Annotated in this window: 5 protein-coding genes; 2 read left to right on the top strand and 3 right to left on the bottom strand. The window is 35.9% G+C overall.

Annotated features, from left to right (window positions below; translation table 11 throughout):
• Positions 1 to 128: 128 nt before the first annotated feature.
• Entirely contained in the window at positions 129 to 218 is a 90-nt protein-coding gene (locus tag QZ265_RS10950) for an IS3 family transposase (RefSeq protein ID WP_366513684.1), read from the top strand.
• Positions 219 to 382: 164 nt separating this feature from the next.
• On the opposite strand, the gene katG is transcribed toward QZ265_RS10950, so the two are convergent.
• Positions 383 to 2,719 carry a catalase/peroxidase HPI gene (gene katG / locus QZ265_RS08495; protein ID WP_296405293.1) on the bottom strand — a complete coding sequence of 779 codons (2,337 nt, stop codon included), beginning with the start codon at positions 2,717 to 2,719 and terminating at the stop codon, positions 383 to 385.
• A 796-nt stretch (positions 2,720 to 3,515) separates the two neighbouring features.
• On the opposite strand from katG, the gene QZ265_RS08490 reads away from it, so the two are divergent.
• Positions 3,516 to 4,634 carry a WavE lipopolysaccharide synthesis family protein gene (locus tag QZ265_RS08490; RefSeq protein ID WP_296405291.1) on the top strand — a complete coding sequence of 373 codons (1,119 nt, stop codon included), beginning with the start codon at positions 3,516 to 3,518 and terminating at the stop codon, positions 4,632 to 4,634.
• Positions 4,635 to 4,714: 80 nt separating this feature from the next.
• Here QZ265_RS08490 and QZ265_RS08485 read toward each other — a convergent pair whose 3' ends face one another.
• Both QZ265_RS08485 and QZ265_RS08480 read right to left on the bottom strand, forming a co-directional pair.
• Positions 4,715 to 5,431: a glycosyltransferase family 2 protein gene (locus QZ265_RS08485; RefSeq protein ID WP_296405288.1), complete on the bottom strand. Its 717-nt coding sequence runs from the start codon at positions 5,429 to 5,431 to the stop codon at positions 4,715 to 4,717.
• Positions 5,432 to 5,561: 130 nt separating this feature from the next.
• Entirely contained in the window at positions 5,562 to 7,379 is a 1,818-nt protein-coding gene (locus tag QZ265_RS08480) for a hypothetical protein (protein WP_296405287.1), read from the bottom strand.
• Positions 7,380 to 7,902: the final 523 nt, after the last annotated feature.

Raw genomic sequence — 7,902 nt, 5'->3', positions numbered from 1 at the left:
CATGATTAATAGATTTATGTTAAAAGTATAAATTCTGACATTATAATCTAAGATATATTTGAGAAAACCGTATCATATCTTATAAGAATGGATTCTTATTGCCTAAGTTTGTCTTGGTTTGAGATTATATTCATTATTACACTAAGAAGCGTATTCAACTTAAAATAAAAGGACTGAGTCCTATGCAGTACTCAGTCCTTGGGATCATACTAATTTGACCATCATTTGAGGTTCAGTTAAATTCAAATGACTGCTTTATTAACTTAAAACTCAATGTTTGAAAACTATTGCTATGGATTAAAATAACACTATTAAGCTAACTGTGCTATTTAAGAAAATTAGTTATCAATCGTATTGACGTTTTTAAAGTCACCTTAATACACTAGGCAACTTTATTTTTAACGTCATAACGATCGGCCATCATCACTTTGTTCCAAGCTTTAACAAAGTCTTTGACGAATTTCTCTAAGTTATCGTCCTGTGCATATAGTTCTGCATAAGAACGTAAAATAGAGTTTGAACCAAATACTAAATCAACACGCGTTGCTTCCCATTTAATATTACCCGTACTACGTTCACGTATAATATAAGATTGAGCAGCATTATTGTCAGTCTTAATAGGTTCCCAAGTGTATTTCATATCCGTTAAGTTAACAAAAAAATCATTGGTTAACACACCTGGGCGATCGGTCAATACACCTTTATTACTATGACCATAGTTGGTATCAAGCACGCGCATACCACCAATTAATACGACCATCTCAGGGGCAGTTAAGCCCATCAACTGAGTACGGTCCAGTAGCATCTCTTCTGGAGACACAGCATAATCCTTCTTGACCCAGTTACGATAGCCATCATGTACAGGCTCAAGATCTGAGAATGAATCAATGTCTGTCATCTCATCAGTCGCATCACCACGGCCTGATACGAATGGTACTTTGATATCAACGCCAGCATCTTTGGCCGCCTGCTCAATAGCAGCATTACCGCCTAATACAATCAAATCTGCTAAACTAACTGGCTTATCAAATTGAGACTGAATACGAGTTAAGGTCTCTAATACACGTTGTAACTGTTCAGGCTCATTACCAATCCAGTCTTTTTGAGGAGTAAGACGGATACGAGCGCCATTAGCACCACCTCGATAATCAGACTGACGATAAGTACGCGCACTATCCCAAGCGGTAATGATCAGCTCACGTTTGTCTAAACCACTGTTTAGAATTTGAGCGCTTAGTTTAGCGATATCATCATCCGTTAAGTTGGTATTGCCCTCTGGGATAGGATCTTGCCAAATAAAGTCTTCAGCAGGCACATCAGCACCTAAGTAGCGAGACTTAGGACCCAAATCACGGTGAGTCAATTTAAACCATGCTTTGGCAAATACTTGATCAAAGTACTCAGGATCGTTATGGAATTTCTCAGAGATTTTGCGATATTCAGGATCTTTAATCATGGCCATATCGGCATCGGTCATGATTGGATTACGGCGTACACTTGGATCATGGGCATCAACTGGGCGGTCTTCTTCAGCAATATCAACAGGTTCCCATTGCCACGCACCTGCTGGGCTCTTAGTAAGTGCCCAGTCATACTTAAATAATAGATCAAAGTAGCCATAGTCCCATTGCGTCGGATGAGTGGTCCATGCCCCTTCGATACCACTGGTTACCGTGTCCCCCGCATTACCCGTACCATTTGGATTACGCCAGCCTAAACCTTGCTCTTTGATATCTGCAGCTTCTGGCTCATCTTCTAATAACGACGCGTCGCCATTACCGTGAGTTTTACCCACTGTGTGACCACCCGCTGTCAAAGCAACGGTTTCTTCGTCATTCATAGACATACGGCCAAAGGTCGTACGAATATCAGCAGCTGTTTTTAATGGATCAGGATTACCATCGACACCTTCTGGGTTCACATAGATAAGACCCATTTGTACTGCAGCCAATGGATTCTCTAGTGTTTCACGTTCAGCATCATTCTCATAACGGTTCTTAGTTTCTGCTAACCACTCTCGCTCTGAACCCCAATAAATATCTTTTTCTGGGTGCCAGATATCTTCACGACCACCAGCGAAACCTATGGTTTTAAAGCCCATAGATTCATATGCCATGTTACCTGCTAAAATAAATAAATCAGCCCATGATAGCTTATTGCCGTATTTACGCTTAATAGGCCACAAAAGACGACGCGCTTTATCTAAGTTCGCATTATCAGGCCAACTGTTAAGTGGCGCAAAACGTTGATTTCCCGTACCTGAGCCACCACGGCCATCAGCACGGCGATAAGTACCTGCTGAGTGCCACGCCATACGAATCATTAAACCACCGTAATGACCCCAATCTGCAGGCCACCACTCTTGGGAGTCTGTCATAAAGTTTTTAAGATCTTGCTTAACGGCCTCTAAATCAAGTTCTGAAAATGCTTTGGCATAGTCAAAGTCAGGATCCATAGGATTGGTCTTTTGATCATGCTGATGCAAGATATCAAGGTTGAGGGTGTTTGGCCACCAATCAGTTACCGTGGATGCAGTCGTCGTGTGCGCTTGATGCATCACTGGACATACGCCCATACTAGGACGTTCAGACGTGTGACTATTATCCGCATTTTCACTATGGATTGTAGGGCCTTCACCAGTACCTTTATCATAAGTTGTATTGGTTAATGGGATATTCGGAGTATTAGGGTTATTTGGGGCGTTATCAGTATTAGACACTTTTATCTTCCTATAATAATTAAAAGCATTTTAATGCTCTGTTCTAATTTAAGTTAAGTTAAATTAATTTAAGTTTATGCAATCACCTTTCAGTGAGTCATTCTATAAAACAGTTGGTTAAAAAATCTTTTTATATCATCAACTTATAATCGTTAATATAAATTCAAATTATGAAGATGATATTACACAAAAAGGCAATATTTAATCCTTGCCTATTCATTTACACACAAGATATACCAGAGTCTGCCTACAGTGAACTTTATAATAGAAAAAACTATGATTGATTTATTCAATCATCATTCTAATTTCGATATCTTATACCACTTAATCGACAAATGTTCTGTAATTAAAGGTGAATAATATCTCTAACTAAGCGGAATCTTAATTATTCGTTTGCTTAAGTTGCAAATTAAAAGAATAATAATTTTAATGATGCGAATCAATGTATATGTATCGCGTATAAGGAGACTAGTTTTGAAGGAAGGAGCCATTGAATTGAGCAGATATAATTGAGCTGTTATTGTGTAATCTAAGTGTTTACTATGCCATAATCGCAAAATCTAAGGGGTACGGGTACATATTTAAGGCTAACGTTTTGGAGGCAGAACAGATGGATAAGTAGTCTTCTTTCGCTTAAAGAAGCAAGAAGTTAGGCTTCATTTTACAAAAACATGCTAGTCCAACAAACTAACTATGACTATGATAACTCTGTGATTAAGAATAACTAAGAAGACTACTGTCGTTCAATTATTGCAACCAGCAGTCATTATTAATTAATTTTATAATTGAGTATTTTATGATAAAAACATCGCAAGTTACCCTCGTTTTTCAAGGTTATGTACATACTGACAGCTTAGGCTCAGGCGTTAATGACGGTTTGGATTTATTGTATAACATTGCAAAAAGTCGTGAATCTTATCCAGACGCCTCTATAATTGTATCTACTTGGGACAATACAAATTTTCCAGATAATTATAATACTGCTGAAAAGCTTGGCATTGATGCGCTGATACTTAGCCCTGATCCAGGTGGCCTACCCAATATCAAATTTGGGTACGATACGCCAAACAATGTGAATCGTCAGATCGTAACTACTAAGGCAGGACTTGATGCTGTTACCACTGAGTATGCTATTAAACTACGTACAGATAGTTTTTTAACGTCAGCTGAATTGCTCAATACGTTAACAGATTACACGGACAGTGTTGTTCAATCACGTGCTCAATCGAATATCCAAGATACTGAAAAAAATACTGAAATAGCTTCTAAAAAAACTACTGAAGCGGACTATTCTCCAATTGTCGTATCTAGTTACTTCAGTATTGATCCTATGGTTTATGAGCATATGGCTTATCACATTAGTGACTGGATGCAGTTTGCAAAAACCGATATTCTTCAAAAATACTGGTCGCTTGATTTAATGCCTATAGAGGATGCCACATATTATGAGCGTCATAGCCATGATAAGGATACGAATCAAGACGGCTATCAAGAAGGTTTTAAGTATAACAACCAATCAAATGAGTATACTGATGATACCTTTAGAACTCGCTTAGCGGTTGAGCAATATATTACGACTACCTATGCAAAAAGTTTAGGCTTTACAGTACCTAATACTTATAATGAGATGAATGATCAAATCATTGATGACTTTAAACGTTATGTGGCAGAGCATATCATTATTGCTGACAACGAACAGATAGGTTTTGAATTACCGAAGTATAGCTGGGTAAATGCCGATGACTTTATGGCTTTAAATTGCTTAAGTCATGCCGACTGGTATCAATTATTTATATTACATCACAACATAGACAACCCAAATGTTGCTTTGTTGTCGCAAGCTCAGTCGCGTACTCAGCAAAAAAATAGTCTAGATGCTAACTATAATCTTGTAAGCTCATATCCAGTCAGCTAAATTAAGTTAATTAGCTCAGTAAATCAAAAATCCGTCTGCTGTCAGACGGATTTTTTGTTTAATTGAGATATTGTAGAAGCTTATTCGTTATTCAATAAGTGATAGTATTCATCAGGGGTACCGCAAAAACTCATGGCTTCTAACTCAACCAAACTTTGGCGTATTAAGCAGCCTTGTTTAATCAATAAATTGTACATAGGCGCTATATAGTATTCACCCTTCACCATCAATTTTTGCTTAACAGCATCATCGAACATCTGCATAAATAATTTTTTTGATTTAAAATAATAGAGTCCATTACTACAATACTCTGAGATACGCTCTTTTTCAGCAGTATGCGTAACAACACCGTCCGCATCAATTGCCACAAAGGACCAATGATCCCCTTCCCCTTTAAAAACCTCTAAATAGCCATCAACCTGATCTACGAAATCAGGTTTGATAAAGTTATGATGAAAAGTGTCGATGTTGAAAATAAACAGCGGTTCCTCATCATCAATATCTGGGTTATCAATGCCAAGATAGACAGTATGAGCTTGTCCCATCGTATCGTTGTCTAAAACATGAATCAATGCCTGTTCTATACCTAATGCTTTGATACGTTGTTCTACAAATTCTAAAGTCTGATAAGTATCCTGCAAAATGAATAAAAACAATTCAGTTTTAAAAAATTCAGCAAAAGATTCAACTGCCAAATCAAACACATATTGGTCGTTCAAAGTCAGCTGGTGCTTGGGTTTATCAAATCCTGCTTTAAAAAAACGACTGCTCTTGCCTGCCATTGGAATTACAATCATATAACCTATACCTAGTGCTTAAATGGGAATGTTTTTATATTAAAATAACGGCTTAGTAAGTAATTCAACGTACTTAAATCGTTCAACTTATTCAACTTATTTAATTAGTTAAATTTACTCATTATATGTATCATGATACAAGCGCATCAGAGTTTAAATAGTCTTCTTGGCTGTGCTTTTTATGAGTTAATTCACGCTTTTGATCTTGAATTGTATGGCTTAGAACAAATGTCTTATATATTCGAATGGCATTAAGCAACATAGCTTGTTGTCGATCAGGACGATCAGCATGTAAAGGTAACATGGATAAAAATAACAACACCACAGCTGGCATGATGTCTAAAGTTGAGAATCCTTCAATAAACTCAGTGTTAAAAAACTCCTTTTGAATCTGCTGACGCCTTGGGTCTTTATGAAAATGCAACGTTTGCTCATAGCCTTGTGAAGTCCAAGACTCAGATAATGTATATTGTCCCGCAATAATAAAGTCATAAAGCCCTATAACAGAATGGGCAAGCTTGGCTAAATCGTATGTTTGATCGCCATAGATACTCATATTACCATTGGCATCAATGCCTCTAGGATCAATCATCTTAATTTTATTGTTGGCCGAGTCAAAAAGTAGATTACTAAAACATAAGTCGCCATGCATTATCGCTGGAACAAAGGGCAATGCAGCCGTTAAATCAATACAATGACGAGCAATATGCTCAATAGAACCTAACGCTTTACCTTCATAAAAAACAGGCTGCTTAAGACTAACATTGGCATCTTTGGCATATTTATTAAGACGTGATAAAGTCTTTTTTTCATAGAGATAACAGCTATATTGTTCTAAATCATTGATACAAACGTTTTCTAAATATTTGTTTTCTGCATTAATCTTAAAGACTTCTTTGACGCTATTAAAAATGCGTTTCCAAAGGCTATGATCACTTTGTCCATGAACATACAATTCATTTAAGGGAAACAGTTGTAAGTATTCAAGACTATAGTAATACTGTCTATTTTTAGCACCCTTATCTATAAAACCACTAGAAATAAATGTTGGCAAGTAAGGGTTAAGAGCTTCAGGCATATTTTTATACCAATGGGCTTCGGCCTTAATCTTTTCATTATCCTGACTACTTTTAGTTACCCTGCCATCCATAATGCATAGGGTATTAAAAGAGCGCTGTGTCGTTAATGACGCACGGGCAATAAAATAACCGTTGTCACAATTACAATCATGCCATTCAGTTAACATAATTTGAGATAAGGCATCATGTCGCTGTTGATAGGCATATACTAAATTGGCAAAGTACTCATATATTAAGTATTGACTATTAGTGCTCGTTATAGAGTCCACAGACGTTTTATTTATTAAAGCATTACTCGAACCTATCGAACTACCATTTACTTTATCTATTACAGATAAAAGCGCACTAGATGACCCAAACGATACATACCCTATCCACGCCTTAGCAAAACTATTATAAAATTGAAAAAACTCATTAGATAAGTCTGCTTCCTCTTCTGCATTACAATGGTTATGGTTAGAACGGTTATTGTTTTGGTAATCTATCAAATAATTACTAACGGTCAAACATTCATTATCAGTAGGAATATTATAAAGCCATGTATTACCCAATTGAATACGAATAGGTTCATTAAAACCTTGTGGCAATTCATTGAGTAATTGCATTAATATTTCAGTTATTTCGGTCTCAATATCAGAAAATATTACGCTTATAGACAACCTATCAAATGTTGCTTGCTCATTAGAGGTAGGGCAATAACCTTTTGGCAATACTGTCACAATGGATTCTGACTCAAAAACTTTTCTGAACGTAACAACTTGATGTTCAATCAGTTTTTTATTACCAACTGGCAATAACATTGCAGGCAAATCGCCAATATCTCTAGAAAGTTTACTATGGATATGACTCAAAGATAGAATAATGATCATCAATTTTCCTAATTAATGGCCAAACTGTCATCAACGTTATACCCTAAAATTAAATTATAGAACTTATTAAGTTAATCACATTGATTGTCATTAACAGATTAATTAAATAAGAGATAATTGATAAATCTAGAGTAGCTTTTTGAATGAAAGTTGCACATAACTTATGAATTAATTTTTTATGTATTGGTTTTTATAGGCTAGATATTTTAATCTTTAACTATGAACAAATATTTAATTAAGCAGGTTTATAGATTTAGTTGTATAAGTTTATGGCTTTATAGCTTTATAGCTTTATAAATTTAGAAAATACTAGCAAGAAGAAATATAACAAGTTATTTTTATATTTATTGTTTAGGTCTATTGATACCTACCAACTCACAAAGCTCGTTATAATTCAATTGAATAAATTCATCTGGCCGAACTGCTTTGTCATCTATATAAAACCCTTCAAATCCGCACCAAGGTTTGCCAATATAAATCTCATCGTAAGGCACGTTATGCTTTTCTAGCCATGTCATAATAA

The organism is Psychrobacter sp., assembly GCF_018260395.1.
Classification (GTDB): Bacteria; Pseudomonadota; Gammaproteobacteria; order Pseudomonadales; family Moraxellaceae; genus Psychrobacter.
Note: the sequence above shows the minus strand (reverse complement) of the source record. Positions and strands in the feature narration are given on the sequence as shown.